A 23,110-nucleotide genomic window follows, 5' to 3' on the forward strand; every position below is an offset into this window, starting at 1 on the left:
CTGCCATCAATCTAAAATCTAAAATCTAAAATCTAAAATCAAAATGACTGTCCAGCTAAGCGACATTGAAACTCAACTAGAAACCCTCGGTCAAGAGTCCAAAAGTGCGATCGCCACTGCCAATACCCTCGAACAACTCGAACAGTTGCGCGTCGGCTACCTCGGCAAAAAAGGCCAACTCTCTCAAATTTTAGGCATGATGGGCAAACTGTCGCCAGACCAACGGCCCAAAGTAGGTGCGATCGCCAATACAGTCAAAGAAGCCCTGCAAGCCGATTTAGAAGACAAACGCGCCGCCCTCCAAACCGCCCAAATCCAAGCCAAATTAGCCTCAGAAACCCTCGATGTCACCATGCCGGGGATTTTTCGCCCCCAAGGCCGCGTTCACCCCTTAAACGCCGTCATAGACCGCGCTCTCGATATCTTTGTCGGCCTTGGATACACCGTCGCCAACGGCCCGGAAATGGAAACAGATTATTACAACTTCGAGGCGCTGAACACACCGCCAGACCACCCGGCGCGGGATATGCAAGATACATTTTACCTAGCAGGCGGCAACTTGCTGCGGACTCAGACATCATCGGTGCAAATTCGCTACATGGAACAGCACAAACCGCCGATTCGGATTGTCTCTCCTGGCCGCGTTTACCGCCGCGATACTGTTGATGCTACTCACGCAGCAGTCTTCCACCAAATTGAACTTTTAGCCATTGGTGAAGGTCTGACATTTACTGACTTGAAAGGCACAATTAAAGAGTTTTTGCGGCAAATGTTCGGGCAAGATTTGCCGATTCGTTTCCGCACGAGTTACTTTCCGTTTACCGAACCTTCTGCCGAAGTTGATTTGCAGTGGAACGGCAAATGGCTAGAAGTTTTGGGCTGCGGAACCGTCGATCCTAACGTTCTTAAAGGAGTCGGTTTAGACCCAGAAAAATATACTGGGTTTGCGGCAGGTTTTGGGGTCGAGCGGTTCGCAATGGTACTTTATGAAATCGACGACATTCGCCGGGTTTATGCTAGCGACTTGCGTTTTTTGCGACAATTTTAAACAAGGGCTTGGGGTCGCTTACACGAGCCATCTAGAGGTCTTGGTCAATGTACATCAATCTTTCAGTTTCAAGTAAGTAAGTACAAATAAACATCACTTGGGGAGAGGGCGGGTTCTGCAACGATGACTCGCCCTTACTGTAGATAAGCCCTAAAGCCGCCCTTACAAGCCCCTGCAAGATATTATTGTTTTTTTGCGCTTACCTACTTAATTAATTTATTGTCTAGTTGCTAAAAACACCCTTGATGCTGTCAACAGCGCTCTCGACAGCATTCTTGGTATTATCTACTGCTTTCTGAGTCCGAGCTGAATCTTCCGATGCTCTTTTCTCAATTGTGGCCGCATCTTTCTTAGCTTTGCGCTCTACTACACTACCATCCTCCGATGATCGATCGACTTTAGCAGCATTTGTCTTGGCAGTTTCCTTAACTTTATCTTCTGTATCTCGGATGAAGTTCTTGGCTCGTCCAGCATCTTTGCTGGCTTTTTCTTGAACCGCATCGCCCGCATCTGCTGCTGCGATCAAGTTTACAGCAGGAGAGGCCATTGCTGCGGTGTTGGAGAAGAACGCACCAGACCAGACGAAGGCCATCGCTGACACGCAAAGCACAGTTGTAGCCATCAAGCGCCCGACAGTCGAAAGCCGTTTCGTAAAAGAATTCAGTTTCATACAATACACAATCAGATATGACATTACTATTTCTAACCGATCAGAGCGCTCGGCTGAACCGTTCTCTAGAGAGAGGTTATCCGCCGACCAACCGTTAAAAAATTTCCCTCTTTTGATAGATGGACGCAAGGAATGTCAGTCAATTTTAGATTTTAGATTTTAGATTTTAGAGTTGAGTCCCCACCCGCCCTTTGGAAGCTTGAACTTTGGTGAGTAGATTGTAAATTTTAGATTTTAGATTAAACAATTGATATCCAATCTGTTAGGAGCGGAATTATTCATATATCTCTTCTCGACCTCTGCGTTAATCTGCGTCAATCCTTTGTCATCTGCGGTTAATAAATTTTCTTTTTTTTGACCGCAGATGAGGGCAAATTAACACAGATTAACGCAGATGAATGACATCAATTCCGGTTGCACCATCCATAGGTAATTGTTGATTTTTGACTGGATTGGACTATTCCGATCCAACCGGAATTGATATGAGTCCACAACCGGAGCGCAGAGCCGCGCGCTTAAGTAGGTACGCGGGAAAAATAATCTTTATGCAACTAAACATTAACTAGCGTGATTCAAGTTAAATTTAACACATTGTTTACGGCTAGTAAGTAGGTGCGACTATCAAGCTATCATCAATCGGGCGATTGTTTGCATAAAATATCCCTTCTAAGGATTCTTTCACGGAGTGACAACCGCTTTGGGCTACATACATATTTGGCAGCTAATCTACTTATTTAGGAATAGGTTGTTCCAGAAATAGTGCATGGGATATCAACATATAATACTTATAATGACTAATCACAATTTAGTAAAAAAGTCAATACCGTTTCATCAATTCCCTTTAGTTTCAAAGGCTTATATTTAACAATGCGATTTTCCTCAACATAATCTGCCACCGCCGCCGAAATTAGCACCGTGTTTGGTTCCGTCACCTCTTGCAAGCGGGCGGCAATATTCACGCTCGGCCCGATCGCAGTATAATCCGATCGATCAGGACCGCCAAACATCCCCACCACCGCAGTACCCTGGTGAATTCCGCAGCGAAACCGCACCGGAGGCACGCCATTTTCCCCAACAATTCCCTGCTCCAACCAGCCCTTGTTAAGCTCCTTCAGAGCTTGCAGCATTTGGCCAGCAGCAGCCACAGCGCGGCGTACTTGCTCATTAGGGGTTAGTTCCTCCGGCGCCCCAAAGAAAGCCATTACCGCATCTCCAACAAACTTGTCCACGGTACCGCCACTGTCAAAAATAGCCTTAGTCATTGCCGCCAAATATTCATTTAACAGCTCAGCTACCCGGCGCGAGCGCAGCGTATTTGCCATTTGAGTAAAACCGACAATATCGCTAAACAAAATAGTAATCAATCGCGGTTCTGGGCGCAAATCCAAGGCCAAATCTCCAGCCGCTGCAGCCTTCACCATCGCCGGTGGCAAAAATCGGCGCAGCACCGACTCAGTTAAATAACTGTTCAACTGCTGCACTCGGCGCTCGTTTTGTTTGAGGGCGATCAAATTCCGCACTTCCGCCAACAATTCTCGATCGTTAAAAGGCTTAGATAAATAAGCATCTGCACCCCTTTCTACTCCTTCAATTCGAGTATCTTCGTCGGCTTTAGCGGTCAGCAAAATTGCCGGAGTTCCCTGCAATTCCTCATCCTCTCGAATCATCCGAATCAAATCCAATCCCGAAATCAAAGGCATCATCAAATCAGTTATAATTAAATTAGGGCGACGTTTTTTAGCTACCGCAAATCCTTCTTCTCCGTTGCGCGCCAACAAAACTGCAAAGCCGGCATCTCGCAGAATTGCCGACACATAAAAGCGCAAATCGGGATTGTCGTCAACCACCAAAACCGTTCCCACTGCTGTTTCTGATTTGATCGCTTGGAGCGCCTCTAAATTATGATTTTCAGCCTCATTTTCCGACAACTCCGCCTCCACATCTGCCAGTTCAACCGCAGCTTTCGATGAGTGAAACTCTGCAGGTATTTCTAGTACCTGTTCCGGGGGCAAGTGAGTCGAACCGAAGTGCAGCCAAACGGTAAAAGTAGTACCTTCGCCGTAAACTGACTCAACTGAAATTTGACCGCCATGGAGTTCGACTAATTCTTTGACAAGTGCCAAACCTAAGCCGCTGCCTTCATAGGAACGGCTAGCTGAACCTTCGGCTTGGCGAAAGCGCTCGAATAAATAGGGGATTTGTTCGGTGCGAATGCCGATACCAGTGTCTTTTACTTGCAACAAACAGTGAGCGCCGGCAGATTCAACTTTCAGAGTGATAGTTCCGCCTTCTGGGGTAAATTTGACAGCATTTGACAGCAGGTTGTAAATAACTTTATCAAATCTTTCCAAGTCCAAATAAAGTAAAGGACATTCTTGCAGTTGGGTAATTAAGTGCAGTCCTTTTTTCTCGCAGTAGGCGCGGAATGACTCTGCGGTAGAGTAACAGAAACCGACTAAATCGCAGGGGCGAAAACTTGGCTGCATCCGTCCAGCATCGAGCCGCTGCAAGTCCAGCAGTTGATTTACCAAGCGCAGGAGGCGACGGGAATTACGCAAAGCGATTACGGCTTGTTCGTAGGGTAAGTCTTCTTTGCGTCTACAAGCTGATTCCAGAGGGCCGATAGTTAGAGTTAGAGGGGTGCGGAACTCGTGGGAGATATTTTGGAAAAATTCGGTTTTGAGCCGATCGGCTTCCAAAAGCCTTTCTGCCTGCTGTCTGGTAGTCTGGTAGAGGCGCGACTGCTGCACGGCTAGAGCAGCTTGAGTTGCGACTATTTGAGCCAGGTCAATGTCTGAGATGTTCCAGCGGCGGATGCTGTGATTTTGGCGCAGGGAAATGCTGCCGATGATTTTGCCTTCTGAGAGTAAGGGAACGACTAACAGGGCGCGGGCTGGCGATCGAACTTGCAGTTCTGTAACATTTAACTCAGGGTGTTCGTCGAGATCTTCGATCGCCACCGGCTCTTTTGATACCATAACTTGCAACAACAGCGGATTGCCTCGAATCGGCACCAAAGACTGTGGCAAAGAAGGATGGGCAAAAACCCAGGCGCGAGTGCTCTCAGCAGCATCACCAGAAGCCGTCTCGTAGCCCAGAGAGTTCACAACTACTTCTGGATTGTCAATAAAACCCTGTTCTACAGCCACGGTATCCCTATCTGTGTCGTATAGCCCCACGCATTGGACGTATTCATCATCTTCAGTCCACAGAGATAGGGCGCAGCCGTCAACTTGCAAAGCTTGGCCGAGTTGTTGAGTAATGGCTGCAAAAATATTTTGGGGATCGAGACTCGATCGAATTGCCGTAGTAATAGTATTGACTAAGGCCTCGCGCTTGGCCAGCGCCCGCACCTGTTCGTAAGCCCGGGCTTGAGAAAGCGCCAAAGCCGCTTGGTCTGCCACCGTAATTACCAACTGTACCTCGTGGTCTTGCCACTGGCGCGGTTCCTCAAACTGGTGCAGCGCCAAGACTGCCATCAGTTCGATTTTGTAAAACAGCGGTACGATTAAGCTCGATCGAATATTCGCAGCTTCGTAAGCCTGCTGTCGTTGCTGATTATCCCAGTTTAAAACTCGATCGTCAGTTTGGGCATCTTGAATCACCTCCACATCCAGAGTTTCCCAAACCAAATCCGGCAGCAAATCCGGGGAGAGTTCGACAGCAGAAGCATCTCCGGGCGTGACTTCCTCATCGCCCCCCAAACCTTTAGTTTCTGCCTTCTGGTAAACGAACCACTCATCGGCCACCCGGCCGTCTTGGAACGGCCGCAGCAGACAGCAACTCACCTCAAACATCTGCCCGACAGTTTCCACAATTCTTTGCAGCATTTGCTGGTAATTGGGAGCCGATCGGATAGTATTGGTAACGGCATAAAGCAGCGATTCTTGGCTCAAAGCACGGCGCAGTTCATTGGTGCGCGTTTTCAGAAGATTGTGAGTCTCAACAGCTTGACTGACAAGATTGATTAGCTCTTGAGCATCCCAAGGCTTGGTAACGTATTTAAATACTTTGCCAGCGTTAATAGCTTCAACTAAATCTTCAACATCCGTATAGCCAGTTAAAATAATTCGGATCACGTCGGGGTACTGAGCCGCCGTCAGGCTGAGAAACTCCGTACCGCTCATTTTTGGCATTCGCTGGTCTGAGATAATCACCGCAACTTCTCCCTCTTTTGCCAAAATTTCGAGCGCAGCGGGGCCAGATTCGGCTCTGAGCACTTTGTAGTCTCGATGAAAGGTGCGGTAAAGCAAGTCGAGGTTATCCGGTTCGTCATCGACGATCAGAATTTTTAGCTTAGGATTTTCTTGGGAATTCATGCACCGTTCTCCTGTGCCCCGGGGCTGTTCGATTTAATAAGTCTGATCAAATGAAGAATTCGCCGATTTAAATTGCTGAAGTCATAGCATTTTCGATTTTCGATTTTCGATTTTCGATTGCGAATGACTGATGACATAAGGGTTGGGATTTTGCCTAGAGTGCCATTATTTCGGGAAAAAGGTATCACAATAATTCGTCGATATGAAGTTGTTGTGAGTGTGAGAGGCAAGCATCAACCTTGAGTTTTGATGTCTGGGTTTTCAATTCGGAATTCTTCTGAGCCACAGTTATCTGTCGTGCACCCCAATTTTATTATTTAATGATATTCACATAAACTCGTCTCCCGATAATTTTCCTTCCCCCCCTTACCTTTATGCAGCCGGAGAGCAAACACAAATCTGGCTATTTTAACTGCCGTCTGGATTTCTCAGAATACATAGGAATAACCGTCCTGATTGTGAGTTGATTTGCCAGATTTATGTTTGCTCCTGGCTCCTGGGACTATTTTATTTGGTATGTGAAAGCTGCCCGCAGCAAGATAGAATAGACAACCAACATCTTCGCCTGTGTTTTTTCCCACAAGTAATAGCAACTTTAACAGTCAGCCAAGGATACCGACCACAATCAGGCGCCGAGCCCCTGACTGATATTCGGGGGTGGCCCACAGACCACAGAGGTGTCTGTGGGAGTGACGCAATTGCTGTACCATTTTAGTTAGACTTGCACTTTTTTCCCCGATCTCGGCATTTTTTGTGCGTCCTGCAGACCAACGCCCAAGCCAATTACTGCAGCGAAACACCGCAAGCTCGAGCATCCATCTGTTAATCTTAGCTAGGGATGTACTCTGTGGAAACCGATCAGTCGATTTTAGATTTTAGGTTTTAGATTTTAGATTTACTCCACAGATGAATCGGGGAGCTTGAACTAGGGTCTAAAATTTTGATCGGTCCCCGACGAGTGTCGGTGGCTTGTATCGGTTTTTGGGCAGGGTCAATTAGCTCGATCGAGGTTTTTAAGGTCTCATCGCGCGCAGCAGAGTATCGAACCGACGGCGAAAACCCCTGCTGACTGTTTCCAGGCATCCAAATTTAAATTGGAAGTTGGGAAAGTACCCCCTAGCTCAACAGGTAAGGCCGGTTCCATGGGGGACGGACGATGGATAGCCCAGAACTGCTGAAAACTAGGGTGCCAAGCCGGGGGGGGCGGCGGCGAACATCCGACGCGCGATCGTACGCGGTGTTAGTATGGTCAGTCGTGGAGTTTTTCTACTACCGCTGGACGGATAAATTATATTCGATCGGGTATTTCCGTAAGCAGAGATCGGTAGGATTCCGGGAACCTGATGTTAAAACCTTTGTGATTGTTTTTAATACCTTGCCCGCTAAGCTGTCGCGCATTTAATTTGTAAGCTACTGTTTACTTAAACTCTTCTGATGCCGGCGGAAAGCCAGGGATCAAGCTTCAATTTAAAGGCAAAATAGCTTATCCACAAATCTAGTATTAGGGGATGAATTTTATTTTTTCATAACTAGAATATTAAATGATAAAAATTTTCTGTTTACCTCAAATTGTACTTAAAGTCAAGCACCAAAAAATATAATTTAATCGGGCTCATAAACTATGCCTATAAGTTAGGTTATAAGATCAGTATAACATTAGTGAATTTTCTAAGAGGGTAGCTTAGAAACCCGCGTAAAAAAATTAATATAGTGGCCTGGCATTGTGAATCCTTCATTTTTTTCCTCACCATCTCACCAACAACAAACTCCCGGACTTTCTGGTTTTTCGATCCGGGTCGCTGTGCCCAACGACTTAACGCAGCTAGCTGATATTTTAGCCATGAGCTTTCACTCCCGCGAGGGGTTGGTAGAATGGGTGTATCCAGTGTTGCGTTTGGGCATTTACGAAGATTTAAAAAATCGACTGCGTTCTAAGGCAGAACATTACATTTGTCTGGTTGCTGAGCTAGTCTCGCGCGAGGAGGGAACACAGAATTATCGATCGCACCGAACTCAGCGTATGGCAGGAACAGTAGAAATGGCTTTGCGTTCTCGCTTTCCTTGGCAAATCCCTAGTTCTGACTATCCTTATTTGTCGAATTTAGCCGTTCACCCGGATTACCGGCGGCAGGGAGTTGCTCAACAATTGCTCAGCAACTGCGAGGAGACCGCCAAAGAATGGGGATTTTCAGAGATTTACCTCCACGTTCTAGAAAATAATCACCCGGCGCGACAGTTGTACTATCAGGCCGGCTATCGCTTGCAACAGGTTGATTGGAATTGGACTGGTTGGCTGTTCGGCCAGCCGCGCCGCCTGTTTTTACGCAAGCAGATTTCGCTATCCTAAGCTAAGTATTTGAATTGATCATGGGGAATTGGGGCTTCGCCAAGAAAAAGGAAAAAATAGCTATCCGTGTATCTTGTACTTCCGAATTGTGGATCAATGGAATGGGAATGGGGAATTAGTGATAAATTTTAGTTTGCTCTTAATCCCGATCGCGCAACACAATAAAATTAGTCCGATCGAGCGATTAAAAGGGCGGGTTTTTGAGATTTCAATTATTGGCAGATATTTTTCGTGAACCCGCCCCTACCGTATTAGGCGTAATCGACCGGACATGATATTATATCAAATTCGGTATCCTCATCCGGCGTAAAAACCAGTCAATAATCACGGAATGTGCAACAAAAATTAATCTAATTAATCTGCGTTAATCTGTGTTTATCTGCCTGTATCTGCGGTTGAAAAAACATAATTCCTTAACCGTAGATGACAAGGAATTGACGCTAATTCAAGCCGATCAAGATAATAGATTCATGAATAATCCCGCTGCTAAAAAAAATGATTATACCAAATCCGGCTTGAATACACCTTTATTTTTTAGCATTTTAGAGAGAGACAAAAGGCAACTGTAAGAGCGATGTCAAGGGCCGAGTGCAACAAAGTTTCTAACCCGGATTGAGTAGGGTGAGGAACGCCACAGAAGTTCTGATCTGCTGTGGCGTTTTGTTCGCCAGAACAGGAGACTTTCGCCGCCAATTCTAGAGTTCAGAGAGATTTGGTAGGAAATCCGAGGAGCCGATTGGCCCGTTAACCCCAACCAGATTTGCTAAAACCCGATCGGTTCCAGCTACTCGCAGCAACGTACCGTTCGGAGTGGTGCTAAATTGCAACTGCTGGAAACTCAGCCCGTCGGTCAAAACAAACTTATCGACGCCTACCTCGAAGTTAATGACAGTATCAGTGCCGCCCTCACCATTCAACACATATCGATCGCTCCCAATACCTCCAATTAAAGTATCTTCGCCCAAGTCGCCAAACAGCCAGTCATCTCCAGCGCCCCCATTGAGAAGGTCGTTATCTTTACCACCAATCAAGGTATCGCTGCCAGCATCTCCGTTGATAGTATCTTGGCCTTCGTTGCCGTAAAGCAAGTCATCGCCCTCACCGCCGTTGATGCAGTCTTGCTGGTCGTTTGCGGCCACCGAGACACCCCGGTTATCAGCACGATCGCCATAGATGGTATCGTTGCCCTCGTCACCGCAGATCTCATCGCTGCCGTCACCGCCGTAAATCAAGTCGTCACCCCGATCTCCGTGTATGAGGTCGTTAGCTTTGCCGCCGTAAATCAAGTCGTTGTCTTCACCGCCACTGATGGTATCGTCACCCTCATCGCCGAACAGCACATCAGCACCGATGCCACCAAAGAGCAAGTCCTGGCCGCCAACATCTTGAACTCGACTTCGAGCACCGCCGTACATGGTGTCGTCGCCGCTGTCGCCCACAAGGGTATCAGAGCCAAGTTCGCCCCAAATCAGGTCATGATCTTTGCCACCCCAAACACAATCATTGCCTTTACCTGCTTGCACGGTATCATTACCGTGACCGCCGCCAATGATATCGTTGCCACCGTCGGCAAAGATTAAGTCTTGTTCCCCGATATCCCCGATTGACTGAGAACTGCCACTGTCGCCGAGCAGAGTATCGGCTCCTTGGCCGCCGTAGAGGGTATCGGACCCTAATTGACCGTAGATGATGTCATTGCCTTTACCTCCGTAAGCGCGATCGTTATCTTTCCCTGCAACCAGCGTATCGTTTCCTTGTTGGCCGTTGAGGAAGTCGTTACCGAAGCCTCCGTACAGCAAGTCGCGTCCCTGGGAGTCGCTAGCCTTTTGGTCGCGGATGCCCCCAAACAAGCTGTCGGAGCCGATGCCACCAAACAACGTATCGGAGCCGAGTTCGCCCCAAATTAAGTCATTTTCTTTACCTCCAAGGGCAATATCGTCACCTTTGCCGGTATGGATGGTATCGTCGCCCTCGTTGCCGTTAATCAGGTCTGCACCGTTGCCTCCGAAGATCAAATCGCCATTGTTCTGAGCACTGCTGGAGTTATCGTTGCCGTTGTCTCCCAAAATCGTATCGGCACCTAGATCTCCAAACAGGCTGTCAGAGCCTAAGTCGCCGGCAATCCAGTCGTTCTGTTTGCCTGCAAATACGATATCGTTGCCCTCGTCTCCGTAAACAATATCGGTGTCAATGCCCCCAAAAATCGTGTCATTGTCTTCGTTGCCGTAAATTTCGTCCGCGCCGTCTTCACCTAAAAGCAGATCGTTGCCTTCAAAACCGAAGATTTTTTGGTTGCCTTTGGTGTCTACGATCAAGTCATCGCCGTCGGTTCCTTTGGTGGTTTGTCCCTCTGAAAATTGTGAAATAGGCCGGACAAAGCCAACTGCGGGTGGTTGCTGCGGAGGCGCAAAGTTAATTCCCGGTTTTTCAATAATGGGCGAACATTGACAGTTGGTATCTGTTTCGGCGATCGGATTTGAGATGATCGGCGATGCCGGCGTTGGTGTGGGTGTAGGTATGAGTGGGGGAACTGTTCCAACTGGCCTCAAGATAGCAGCAACAGTAGCGCTAGCGGGGCTGACTTTGCCGAGGTTGTCGGTGGCGGTGTAGCTGAAAGTTGCTCCGTTAAAGTCAACTGTGGCTACGAAAAATAGTTGTCCTATTTGTGCCGGAGTCAAAACTTGACCGACTGTCACGGGTATGTCGCCGTTGACTGAATCTGATAGGAACAGGACTCCTTGGTTGGCTGGGGGGACTCTGGTGATGGTGTAAGAGACGATCGACCCATCGGGGTCACTTCCTCCCAATCCCAACACCTGCACGATGCCGTTAGTCGGAACCGTGAAGTTAACATTGTTAATCGATGGCGGTTGGTTGGAAGTCGGGGAGATAGCGGCAACTGTAGCAGTGGCGGGGCTGGTAGCGCCGCTGTTATCTGTGGCGCTGTAGCTGAAATTGGCACCGGTAAAGTCGCCGGTGGATTGGAAAAATAGTTGTCCTATTTGTTCCGGTGTCAAAACTTGACCTGGTGTCACGGCTACTCCGCCGTTGGCTGGATCTCCTAAAAACAGGATTCCTTGGGCCGCTGGCGGCAGGGTGTTGATGGTGTAAGAGGCGATCGACCCATCGGGGTCACTTCCTCCCAATCCCGGCACCCGCGCGCTGCTGTTGGGCTCTACCGTGAAATTAGCATTGTTGGTTACTGGCGGTAAGTTTAGGGGATTTGGTGTGGGAGTTGCTCCTGTGGCACCGAGAGTTGCGGTAGCCAGGGAACTGGTAGCGCCGTTGCTATCTGTGGCGCTGTAGCTGAAAGTTGCTCCGGTAAAGCTACCTGTGGATTGGAAAAATAGTTGTCCTAGCTGTTCCGGTGTCAGGATTTGACCGGGTGTCACGGGTACGCCGCCGTTGGCTGGATCTCCTAAAAACAGGACTCCTTGGGCCGCTGGCGGCAGGGTGTTGATGGTGTAAGAGGCGATCGACCCGTCGGGGTCGGGGTCGCTTCCTCCCAATCCTGTAACTAACCTGCTGCTGTTGGGTCCGAGGCTGGAGTTGGCATTGTTGGCAACTGGCGGTTGGTTGTTCGTTGGAGTTGGAGTTGGTGTGGGCCCTATCAGTCCAGCCACACTAGCGGTAGCGACTGGACTGATAGCACCGCTGTTGTCTGTAGCGGTGTAGGTGAAATTGGCTCCTGTAAAGTTGCCCGTCGTGAAGAAATATAGTTGCTGCAACTGTTGAGGAGTCAGGACTTGACCTTGTGTCACTGGTACACCGCCGTTGGCTGGATCTCCTAAAAACAGGACTGCTTGGTCTGGTGAGGGCAGGGTGTTGATGGTGTAAGAGACGATCGACCCGTCGGGGTCGGGGTCGCTTCCTCCCAATCCCGTGACTAACCTGCTGCTGTTGGGTCCGAGGCGGGAGTTGGCATTGTTGGCTAATGGCGGCTGGTTGTCAGTTGGAGTTGGAGTTGGTGTGGGAATTGGCGAAACAGGCCGCAAGATAGCCGCCACAGTAGCGACAGCGGGACTGGATGCGCCGCTGTTGTCTGTGGCGCTGTAGGTGAAATTGGCTCCTGTAAAGTTGCCCGTCGTTTGGAAAAATAGTTGCTGCAACTGTTCTGGAGTCAGGACTTGACCTGGTGTCACTGGTACACCGCCGTTGGCTGGATCTCCTAAAAACAGGACTGCTTGGTCTGGTGAGGGCAGGGTGTTGATCGTGTAAGAGGCGATCGACCCGTCGGGGTCGCTTCCTCCCAATCCTGTCACTAACTGGCTGCTGTTGGGCCCGAGGCTGGAGTTGGCATTGTTGGCAACTGGTGGTTGGTTGTTCGTTGGAAGTATGGCCGCGACAGTAGCGGTAGCGGGACTGGTGGCGCCGCTGTTGTCTGTGGCGCTGTAGGTGAAATTGGCTCCTGTAAAGTTGCCCGTCGTTTGGAAAAATAGTTGCTGCAACTGTTCTGGAGTCAGGACTTGACCTGGTGTCACTGGTACACCGCCGTTGGCTGGATCTCCTAAAAACAGGACTGCTTGGTCTGGTGAGGGCAGGGTGTTGATCGTGTAAGAGGCGATCGACCCGTCGGGGTCGCTTCCTCCCAATCCTGTCACTAACTGGCTGCTGTTGGGCCCGAGGCTGGAGTTGGCATTGTTGGCTAATGGCGGTTGGTTGTTAGTTGGAGTTGTGGGAGTTGGTGTGGGAGTCGGAGTTGTGGGAGTTGGTGTGGGAGTTGGAGTTGTGGGAGTTGGTGTGGGAGTTGGAGTTGTGGGAGTTGGTGTGGGAGTTGGTGTGGGAGTTGGTGTTGTGGGAGTTGGTGTGGGAGTTGGTGTGGGAGTTGGAGTTGTGGGAGTTGGTGTTGTGGGAGTTGGTGTGGGAGTTGGTGTGGGAGTTGGAGTTGTGGGAGTTGGTGTGGGAGTTGGTGTTGGAGTTGGTGTGGGAGTGGGTGCTATCAGTCCATCCACAGTAGCGGTAGCAGGGGGACTGATAGCACCGCTGTTGTCTGTGGCGCTGTAGGTGAAATTGCTTCCTGTAAAGGTTCCCGTCGTTTGGAAAAATAGTTGCTGCAACTGTGCTGGAGTCAGGACTTGGCCTGGTGTCACGGGTACGCCACCGTTGGCTGGATCTCCTAAAAACAGGACTGCTTGGTCTGGTGAGGGCAGGGTGTTGATCGTGTAAGAGACGATCGACCCGTCGGGGTCGAGGTCGCGGCCTCCCAATCCCGTGACTAACTGGCTGCTGTTGGGCCCTAGGCTGGAGGTGGCATTGTTGGCCTCTGGCGGTTGGTTGGGAGTTGGAGGTGGTGTCAGAGTTGTGGTGACTGTAGATGCGTTGTTGTCCAGAGTCGGGTCAGCGGTAGTTGAGGTACTTCTAGCGGTGTTGGTGACGCTGCCGGATGCAGGTACGATGAAGCTGACTGTGTTGGTGACGGCGGCACCGCTGGCTAAGCTGGGAACGGGCGCGAAGGTGACAATACCTGTATTCTCATCGTAGACACCGCCGTTGACTTCTGTTACGGCGCCAACGATGCTGTCAGTAATTGTGAGGTTTTCGGCTGTGCTTGGGCCGTTGTTGACTGTGGAAATTATGTAAGTAACTCTTTCACCTGGTGCTGCTGTCGCAGTCCCGCTTTTGGTGGTAACGACATCGGCACTAGGTGTCAGAGTTGTGGTGACTGTAGCCAGCGGATCAGTGCCGTTGTTGTTCTCAGGAAAAGGATCTGGGGTAGCTGACGTATTTCTGGCAGTGTTGGTGACGCTGCCAGATGCAGATGCAGGTGCGATGAAGCGGACTGTGTTAATGGCAGGAGCACCGGAAGGCAAGCTGGGAATCGGTGGGAAGGTGACAATCCCAGTATCTGGATTGTAAACAGCCTCGTTGGGTAGACTAACTATTGTTAAACCGCGAACAATGCTGTCGGTAACGGTGACGTTTTCGGCTGTGCTTGGCCCGTTGTTGACTGTGGAAATTATGTAAGTAACTGTTTCACCCGGTGCTGCTGCCGTAGTCCCGGTTTTGGTGGTAACAACATCGGCAAGAGCAGCAACAATTGTAGTTGAGACTTGAGAGATGGGTTGGGAACTATTGTTGTTAGCTAGATTTGGGTCGAAAGTGCTGGATGTGCTATAGGCAGTGTTAGTTAAGGGAGCTGTGACTGTTGGGGAAACTGTGGCGGTGATGGTGCGGGTTTGGCTAGCACCGTTAGCCAGAGTCGGAATCGCCGGCCAGATGACAGTTCGCGTTTTGCTGTCTAAAGTACCGCCGTCAGATATGCTGACTGGTATTAAGCCCGCGGGCAGGGGATCTTGAATCAGGACGCTTTCGGCGCTGTTTGGCCCGTTATTTGTGGAGGTAATCGTATAGGTTATGGTGCTGTTGGGTGTGGCGAACAGCGGGCCTTTTTTAACAATGGAAACGTCGGCTACGAGTGTAGGCGGATCTATACTTTGGATGATGACATTGTTAACTTCGTGAATGTTTGTGTTTCCCCCAGTCGAAGCAGCAAAGCCAAATTTAAAAGTACGTGGCACTGCTCCGTTTATGGTTGCCAAATTTGGTATGTCGATCAGTGTTTCGCCCGCATCAAATGTGTCACTACCGTCCAAGTCTAAGGCAACTGTAAGACGGTTAGGTGTTACTGAAGTCGTCGGGAATAATGTAATTTGGACGGTTCTTTTAGTATTAAGAGTAGTGCGACTGGGTGCGTCTTTATTGTCTATGCCAATGGAAACCCCCGTCAAAGTGTTAGTTAAAAGACTAGAACCTAAAAATTTATAATTTTCGGTTGGGATTGTGCTTTCCCTGCCTCTAAGTCCTACTGCATCAGGTCGCTGCCCTGGGCCGCCCACACGCCCTGCAGTAGGATTGGAAAAATTGCCAAACTCGTCTAATCCGACACCTAAATAACCTCCTGAAAGACCAGTTGAAAACAAAGCAGGATTATTATTCGGAGCATAGCCGAGAGAGCCACCGTAGCCTCCCGCTTTTGTTGGCGTAGCTGTTCCGTCAATGAGGAAAAAACTAATGCCATCGGCACCAAGAATGGGAGGCGGAACCCGTGTTTCAAAAGGATAAATGTCATTACCTCTGTTATAGGCAAAGAAATCAAAGGTAACTCTCAGACCCTCAGTGGCGGAGATGGGGTTGTTATAGATAACAAAAGCTGATTGGTCAAAGGCGTTTGATGTTAATCTCAAAGTACCTATTCCGGCTGGATCGCCAGTCCCTAAAGCAGGAATAACTCCGCTGGGGTTTGGTGTACTACCTGCGGTTAAGCCTGGGTCAGGTGTAAGGGTGTTGCCAACTCCATATATCCAAGGCCCGATTACTGTTGAATTTTTAAATTCTTCAGCCGCTAAGGTAGCGAGGACTGATGTGTAGCCTTCTAGGACTTCTTTTTCAAAGGCTATTTCGGTATTTATTTGTCCTGTGGTAATTTCTAATTCCCAGTCGCCGCCTAGTGCTGCACTCCCTGTCAGGTTGTTGGAAGCGGCAATATTTGCTCCTGTTATTTCACTGAGTTTTTGTATGAATTTAATGCCGAATTCGTCGGCTGCTATGTTACAGCCGTAAAGCAGAATGCTGCCAGATTCGTTAAGGGCTTTTCCCCACTGCTGCAATTGGTTGCTGTAGGTTTCTAGATTATCAATATTAATTTCTGTAGAGCCGATTTCTACTGCTGCTTCTCGACCGTGAGAAACTATGTGCAGGCTGGTGATGCTGTTGCGCTGACCCAGAATTTCGGTGATTTGCTCGATTCCATCCCGGGTTCTATCCAGCAAGATTACTTCTGTACCGCATTTCACTCCCCTGAGCAACTCTTGGTAGTTTTCTACTTTTGAATCCACAATCGCTAGATTTTTTCGGCTAGCCGTCTCTGCTTTATGGGTAGCTTGTCTCAAGATTTTAGTCTCCATATTTGTAGATTTCCCTGTTTGTGTAGATGACAAATTTGACAGATTTAGGAGGGTTTTCATTTGGGGTTAATTTTATTGCTAAATCTAAGCTACCCCTTTTCATAGGTGACGATAAACTTTCAACTATAAAGTTTTAAAAATTATTTGGTTTAGAAAACATAATACTTACCTCTATTTGTGATTTGTGATCTTAGTCAATCATTAGACAGGATTTACAGCGATCGCCCTTGGATGTCCTGATGCGACAGATGGCTGCAAATTCTAAGATGAATAAGGGGTAACAGCCTTTGTATTAGCGAAGATGCTCTATTTTTGGGCAAAATGATATCAGGTCTAAGGTTAGTTATATGGTAAATTACTTACGGATTCATCAGCACAAGGGGTCACACCCCTCATGCCACTGTTCTGAGTCTGGTGATATCGAGGCTGTCTCAGACAGCTTGAACGGTAAATATACTGAAAATATTAATTTCCTAAAAATTGGCAGATTTTGACTTTGAGGTGCGATCGCTCTTAAAAGTTGAGAGTACCGTATTTCTAGAGATTTATACTTATACTAATTGGGTGTGCAGTAAACTCACAGCCATGTAATAATAGCAACTTAACGCTACAAAATTTAACAAAAAAAGTTGACAAATTATATATGTTAATACCAGGATTGCGGGGCCAAAAAAGAACGATCGCCCTTGAATTCAAAAAGTACGATCGCCCTTTACACCGTCTTTCTATCTAAATCATCAAACTCCATCGATCGCACGCCCTAACGTCGCTTGCTAAGCGTCAATATCGAGTTCGCGCACTAAAAAAGCCCATTCATCAGCTAATTCTTCAATCACTTTAGCAGTAGGCTTGCCGCCCCCGTGTCCCGCTTTAGTTTCTATCCGAATTAACACGGGTTTTTCTCCCGCGTGGGTTTCTTGCAAAGCAGAAGCAAACTTGAAACTGTGGGCCGGAACCACGCGATCGTCGTGATCGGCAGTTGTAATCATTGTCGCCGGATAAGTCGTTCCCGGTTTGAGGTTGTGCAGGGGAGAATAGCCGTAAATTGTCGGGAATTCCTCGGCATTTTCGGGAGAACCGTATTCCGAAGTCCAGGCCCAACCAATGGTAAACTTGTGGAAGCGCAGCATATCCATAACCCCAACGGCAGGCAATGCCGCACCGAACAATTCCGGCCGCTGAGTCATGCAAGCCCCTACTAATAAACCGCCGTTGCTTCCACCTGCGATCGCCAATTTTGCAGGTTTGGTGTATTTGTTTTCGATCAACCATTCAGCGGCAGCTATAAAGTCGTCAAACACATTTTGCTTATTCAACTTTGTCCCTGCTTGGTGCCATGATTCGCCGTACTCGCCGCCGCCCCGCAAACAGGCGATCGCATAAACTCCGCCCAGATCCAGCCATACGACATTGCTAACCGAAAAACTCGGAGTTAGGGACACGCCAAAACCGCCGTAGCCGTAAAGATAAGTGGGGTTATTGCCATCCAACTGCAAGCCTTTCTTGTGGGTGATAAACATGGGTACTTGCGTACCGTCTTTGCTTGGGTAAAATACTTGTTTTGTTTCGTAATCGTTGGGATTAAAATCGACCTTTGGCTGCCGATAAATGGTACTTTCATCTGTCACCATATTGTAGTGATAGATGATGTTAGGTGCAGTGAAACTGGTGTAAGCATAAAAGGTTTCGGTGTCGTGCCGCTTGCCGCTGAATCCTCCCGCCGAACCGATTCCGGGCAAGGCAACTTCTCGCACGAAAGAGCCATCTAAGTTAAAGATTTTAATCTGGGTGTAGGCGTCTTTCAAGTAGGAAGCCACAAATTGATTGTTCAGCAGGCCTATGCCTTCGAGAGTTTCTGCTGCTTCGGGGATAATTTCTGTGAACCCCCCCTCTCTGGGCGACGGGGGAGTTTCATCACAAGCGAGGGATGACGGAGGTTGGTTGTTGGTGTCGATCGCAATTACGCGGCCCAACGGTGCATTCAAGTTTGTTTGAAACCAGAAAATAGATCCCTCATTGTCGATGAAACTGTACTCAGCCTCGAATTCGCTAATCAGTTCTACAACGGTTGATTCCGGTGCAGTTAAATCCTTGTAGAAAATCAAGTTTTTGGTTTCAGTTCCTTGCCAAACTGAGATAATCAAGTATTTGCCATCTTCGGTGACGCCCCCGCTAAATCCCCACTCTTTTTGATCGGGTCGCTCGTAGATTAATACGTCTTCAGATTGGGGGGTGCCGAGTTGGTGGTAAAACAGTTTTTGGTAATAGTTAACTTCTTCGTGCTTGCTTTTTTCGTTGGGTTCGTCGTAGCGACTATAAAAAAAGCCTTTGCCGTCGTGAGTCCAGGATGCTCCTGAGAATTTAATCCACTTTAAATGGTCTGATAAATCTTCGCTTGTTGCCACCTCACGGACTTTCCATTCCTGCCAGTCAGAACCGGAAGTTGACAAACCGTAAGCCATGTATTTGCCGTCTTCGCTGATAGCTATCCCCCCCAAAGCAACAGTTCCGTCTTCTGAGAGAGTGTTGGGATCAATTAATACTTTGGGTTCGGTGTCGAGGGATGTTAATGTGTAGAGTACGGATTGATTTTGCAGACCATCATTCTTGTAGTAGAAATAGCGAGATCCTTCTTTGAAAGGTATGCCGTATTTCTCGTAATCCCAAAGTTGAGTCAGGCGCTGTTTGATTTTTTCCCGCGCCGGAATTTCGTTGAGATAGGCAAAGGTAACTTGATTTTGGGCTTCCACCCAAGCTTGGGTGTCCTCTGAGTCAGGATTTTCCAGCCACCTGTAAGGGTCGGATACTTTGACGCCGTGGTAGTCGTCTGTTTGGTCGATTTTGCGGGTTGTGGGGTAGGTGAAAGGTCGATCGAATTGGGTCATGATTTTTTACTCTCGGTAACTTTGTCCAGTTTACCCTTTCGCGGCAGTGACGACAGGGAACAACGAAACTCAAGACCATAAACCAAATACCAAATACCCGACAGGTTGAAACCTGTCGCTACACACACAAAACCCGCCGACGCGGGTTTCATATCTTACAATTTTGTCATTATGAGCCTGAGCGAAGCAATCGCAGAAGCTTAGAATATAGCTCTCGTCGCATCAATTGTCAACTCTTCATCCTCTCTTCTCTTCCTACCCTTCGGGAACGGCTTCGCCGAACGTACTCTTGGCGTCTTCGCGGTTCGTTTCTCTTATTTTTAAATCAGCCATCACCCGTTTTCAACTAATCCAACTCCCTCCTTCCTTCCAAAGCACGAGCCAATGTAACTTCATCGGCATATTCCAAATCTCCCCCCATCGGCAAACCAAAAGCTATGCGCGTCACCAGCGTAAAAGGTTTTAATAAGTGACCGATATAAAGAGTAGTAGTTTCGCCTTCCACGCTGGGACTAATAGCAATAATTACTTCCTTAATCTTTTGCTGGCTGACGCGCCGGACTAACGGTTGAATGTTCAATTGTTCTGGGCCAATTCCATCCATCGGCGAGATAACGCCACCAACAACGTGATATTTACCCATGTATTCCCGCGTTTTTTCTAAAGCGATTACGTCGCGGGATTCTGACACTACACAAATGGTATGACTGTCGCGGTTGGTATTGCGGCAAATTTCGCAAACAGGGTCAGCAGATAAGTGAAAGCATACTTGACAGAAACCTACTTGCTGTTTGGCATCAATCAAAGATTTAGCTAGGGCTTGCACTTCTTCCTCCGGTCGCTTCAAAATATGTAAAGCGAGCCGCTGGGCTGTTTTTGGACCGACTCCTGGCAAGCGCTGCAATTGTTCGATTAAACGAGCTAAAGGTCGAGTGTACATTAAAAATCGGCGGTAATTGGTAATATCATTTCTGGTTGATTCGCGATCGTAGAATTAGCGCGATGTAGGGGCGGGTTTTACCAACCATCTATGTTTTAAACTAAGTATATCATAAACTCGTCCCGCCCATACACTGATGACTATTGACTAATTTACCCTCCACTAATTTTAGCTTTGTAGCCTAACTTTGTGATAATTTCTCGCAGCTTTTGCTTGTGTTCGCCTTGAATTTCGATTTCATTATCTTTGACTGTGCCGCCAGTACCGCATTGGGCTTTTAGCTGCTTGGCTAAAGTTGCTAATGTTTCGGGTTTTTCCTGAAAGCCACTGATGACTGTAACTGTTTTGCCGCCGCGTCCTTTTCGGGATGCTTCGATTTTGAGGTTTTGTTGATTAGGGGGAACTTCGGCAATTCCCCGTTGGAGGGCTGCCGAGTTGTCAACGTTGCCGAATTCGGAGTAAACTATTCGTTTGCCCTCGGTTGTTTTGCTGTCAGAATCTTTGCGTTTGGATGCTGCCATAGGTTAAGATGCTTGATTTTTTTTTACTGGTATTTCTAGTTTTAGCGGATTGGGGTATGGTTGCGATCGCTCGGAATGCCATCTATCTTCTACTTATTGTATTAGCCCGTCAATCGATTTTAGATTTTAGATTTTAGATTTTAGATTGAAGGATTGACCCCACGGATAAATTCGGGGGGCAAGTTTCATCGGATACAGGTTTTTTATTTCTGGACGAATGAATACGGGGGCTTGTATCCTGGATGCTTTCGCTCAAGGGTTCAAAGAATTATAATGAAATTTGTTCGATCGGCTCAAGTCCACAACCGATTTGGTACGATCGACACCAAGCCTCTAGCTTACCCGCGAATCTAAAAAATCTAAAATCTAAAATCTAAAATCAAATGACAGTCACCCCCCTGCATCTCACCACCGAAACCAGCGCCCAACGCCCCGACTCCCTCGGCAGATTCGGCAAATTCGGCGGCAAATACGTCCCCGAAACCCTGATGCCCGCTTTATTTGAACTAGAAGCCGCTTTCCACAAATACCGCAGCGAACCGGAATTTCAACAGCAACTCCAACAATTGCTCAAAGATTATGTCGGCCGCCCCAGCCCTTTGTATTTCGCCGAACGCCTCACCGAACACTACGCTAAAGCAGACGGAACTGGCCCGCAAATTTACCTCAAACGCGAAGATTTAAACCACACTGGTGCTCACAAAATTAACAACGCTTTAGCTCAAGCATTGCTGGCAAAACGTATGGGCAAAAAGCGGGTAATTGCTGAAACTGGTGCCGGTCAACACGGCGTTGCTACCGCCACAGTTTGCGCTCGTTTTGGTATAGAATGCGTTGTCTACATGGGCGTTCACGACATGGAAAGACAGGCTTTAAATGTGTTTAGAATGCGCTTGATGGGAGCCGAAGTGCGGCCGGTGGCTGCGGGTACGGGAACGCTGAAAGATGCGACTTCAGAAGCGATTCGCGATTGGGTGACAAATGTCGAAACAACTCATTACATCCTCGGTTCCGTAGCGGGCCCGCATCCTTACCCGATGATGGTACGCGATTTCCATGCGGTAATTGGTGAAGAAACGCGCGCTCAGTGTCAGGAAAAGTGGGGCGGTTTGCCGGATATTTTATTAGCTTGCGTTGGCGGCGGTTCTAATGCAATGGGCCTTTTCCATGAGTTTGTCGGGGAAGAAACTGTCAGATTGATCGGTATTGAAGCGGCGGGCGAAGGTGTGGAAACTGATAAACACGCTGCTACTTTGACTAAGGGAAGTGTGGGAGTTCTACACGGGGCGATGAGTTATTTGCTGCAAGATAATGAAGGTCAAGTGATTGAGCCGCATTCGATTAGTGCGGGTTTGGATTATCCGGGTGTGGGGCCGGAACACAGTTATTTGAAGGATGCGGGCAGGGCTGAATATTATAGCGTAACTGATGCAGAAGCGCTGGAAGCATTTCAGCGACTTTCGCAGTTGGAGGGGATTATTCCGGCTTTGGAAACTTCTCATGCGATCGCCTATTTAGAGACTCTGTGCCCACAGCTAACAGGCAATCCGCGCATTGTGCTGAACTGTTCCGGACGTGGCGACAAAGACGTGAACACTGTGGCGAAGGTTCTGAATATCTAGGTTAGCGGAATGTGGGGCGATCGCTCTGTAGGAATTGGTAACAATTAATTGGTGTCAACTTAAGACTAAAATCCTTTGTATCTCTCGTTTGTATCGAAGTCTAGATCCCCCCTAGCCCCCCTTAATAAGGGGGGAAATGGAAGCGATGTTTCGTCCCCCTTATTAAGGGGGATGCGAGGGGGATATAGAGGCTTATCCTCAGACGGTATACTCATACTACTTTTGGCCTTAAGTTGACACTAATAGTAACAATTAACTTTATTTCTCGTTTGATTTCATGTCCAAAGGTTTGATTTCGATTTGCTTGGGATTGTTGACAATCCTGCCTAAGTGTGACACCTCCATTCCTATGCGATCGCTGCCACAAACTCCCATGAATACTAATGTTGCTTCGAGTGCTATTACTGACTTAGAAAAAGCGGTTAACCAACAGATAAATCAATACCGAGCATCTAAAAAGTTGCCGCCGCTGAGTATCGATCCGCGAATCAGTCAGATAGCAAGAATTCACAGCGAAAATATGGCTAAGGGTAAAGTCAGTTTTAGCCACGATGGATTTGAGGGGCGGGCGAAAGCAATTACCATTCCTTATCAAAGTGTAGCTGAAAATCTTGCTTACAATTTTGGCTACAACGACCCGGTACGCAATGCTGTTGAGGGTTGGATTAAAAGTGACGGCCACCGTAAGAATATGGAGGGTCAGTTTAATGTGACTGGTATTGGGGTTGCGAAAAATGCCAAAGGGGAGTATTATTTTACTCAGCTTTTTGTCCGCAGTCGATAATTTGAAGGAAGAAGGAAGTTCGGCAACGGATTCTGTAACGGATGTAACGGATGTAACGGATGTCAGTCCG

The 23,110-nt window shown here is 48.0% G+C and carries 11 protein-coding genes; 5 read left to right on the top strand and 6 right to left on the bottom strand.

What is annotated here, in order from left to right:
- The first annotated feature begins 43 nt into the window (after nucleotides 1–43).
- On the top strand, nucleotides 44–1,048 hold the full coding sequence (gene pheS, locus Q5691_RS04225) for a phenylalanine--tRNA ligase subunit alpha (protein WP_333343976.1): 1,005 nt from the start codon (nucleotides 44–46) through the stop codon (nucleotides 1,046–1,048).
- A gap of 223 nt (nucleotides 1,049–1,271) precedes the next feature.
- On the opposite strand, the gene Q5691_RS04230 is transcribed toward pheS, so the two are convergent.
- Both Q5691_RS04230 and Q5691_RS04235 read right to left on the bottom strand, forming a co-directional pair.
- Entirely contained in the window at nucleotides 1,272–1,718 is a 447-nt protein-coding gene (locus Q5691_RS04230) for a hypothetical protein (protein WP_333215863.1), read from the bottom strand.
- Between the two features lie 794 nt (nucleotides 1,719–2,512).
- The gene (locus Q5691_RS04235; RefSeq protein WP_333343977.1) at nucleotides 2,513–6,037 is read right to left on the bottom strand and encodes a response regulator; all 3,525 of its coding nucleotides are present in this window, start codon (nucleotides 6,035–6,037) and stop codon (nucleotides 2,513–2,515) included.
- A 1,156-nt stretch (nucleotides 6,038–7,193) separates the two neighbouring features.
- Here Q5691_RS04235 and Q5691_RS04240 point away from each other — a divergent pair.
- A complete protein-coding gene (locus tag Q5691_RS04240) occupies nucleotides 7,194–7,439 on the top strand; it encodes a hypothetical protein (protein ID WP_333215625.1) in 246 nt (81 codons plus the stop codon).
- A 321-nt stretch (nucleotides 7,440–7,760) separates the two neighbouring features.
- Nucleotides 7,761–8,384, top strand: coding sequence for a GNAT family N-acetyltransferase (locus Q5691_RS04245; RefSeq protein ID WP_333215627.1), 624 nt, complete (start codon nucleotides 7,761–7,763; stop codon nucleotides 8,382–8,384).
- Between the two features lie 695 nt (nucleotides 8,385–9,079).
- Here Q5691_RS04245 and Q5691_RS04250 read toward each other — a convergent pair.
- From Q5691_RS04250 to Q5691_RS04265, 4 genes are all read right to left on the bottom strand, one after another.
- Nucleotides 9,080–16,288 (bottom strand): DUF4347 domain-containing protein, encoded by a 7,209-nt coding sequence (locus Q5691_RS04250; RefSeq protein ID WP_333343978.1) that lies wholly within the window; start codon nucleotides 16,286–16,288, stop codon nucleotides 9,080–9,082.
- A 773-nt stretch (nucleotides 16,289–17,061) separates the two neighbouring features.
- Nucleotides 17,062–19,173, bottom strand: coding sequence for a prolyl oligopeptidase family serine peptidase (locus tag Q5691_RS04255; RefSeq protein ID WP_333343979.1), 2,112 nt, complete (start codon nucleotides 19,171–19,173; stop codon nucleotides 17,062–17,064).
- A 346-nt stretch (nucleotides 19,174–19,519) separates the two neighbouring features.
- A complete protein-coding gene (gene recR, locus Q5691_RS04260) occupies nucleotides 19,520–20,113 on the bottom strand; it encodes a recombination mediator RecR (RefSeq protein ID WP_172187730.1) in 594 nt (197 codons plus the stop codon).
- A 152-nt stretch (nucleotides 20,114–20,265) separates the two neighbouring features.
- Nucleotides 20,266–20,634, bottom strand: coding sequence for a translation initiation factor (locus tag Q5691_RS04265; protein WP_333215634.1), 369 nt, complete (start codon nucleotides 20,632–20,634; stop codon nucleotides 20,266–20,268).
- Between the two features lie 383 nt (nucleotides 20,635–21,017).
- Between Q5691_RS04265 and trpB the strand changes: the two genes are divergently transcribed.
- Both trpB and Q5691_RS04275 read left to right on the top strand, forming a co-directional pair.
- Entirely contained in the window at nucleotides 21,018–22,256 is a 1,239-nt protein-coding gene (gene trpB, locus Q5691_RS04270) for a tryptophan synthase subunit beta (protein ID WP_333085184.1), read from the top strand.
- Nucleotides 22,257–22,533: 277 nt separating this feature from the next.
- Nucleotides 22,534–23,040, top strand: a complete 507-nt coding sequence (locus Q5691_RS04275; protein ID WP_333343980.1) for a CAP domain-containing protein — start codon at nucleotides 22,534–22,536, stop codon at nucleotides 23,038–23,040.
- Nucleotides 23,041–23,110 lie beyond the last annotated feature (70 nt).

The sequence above is a fragment of the Microcoleus sp. w1-18aA5 genome, from assembly GCF_036701705.1.
GTDB lineage: Bacteria > Cyanobacteriota > Cyanobacteriia > Cyanobacteriales > Microcoleaceae > Microcoleus.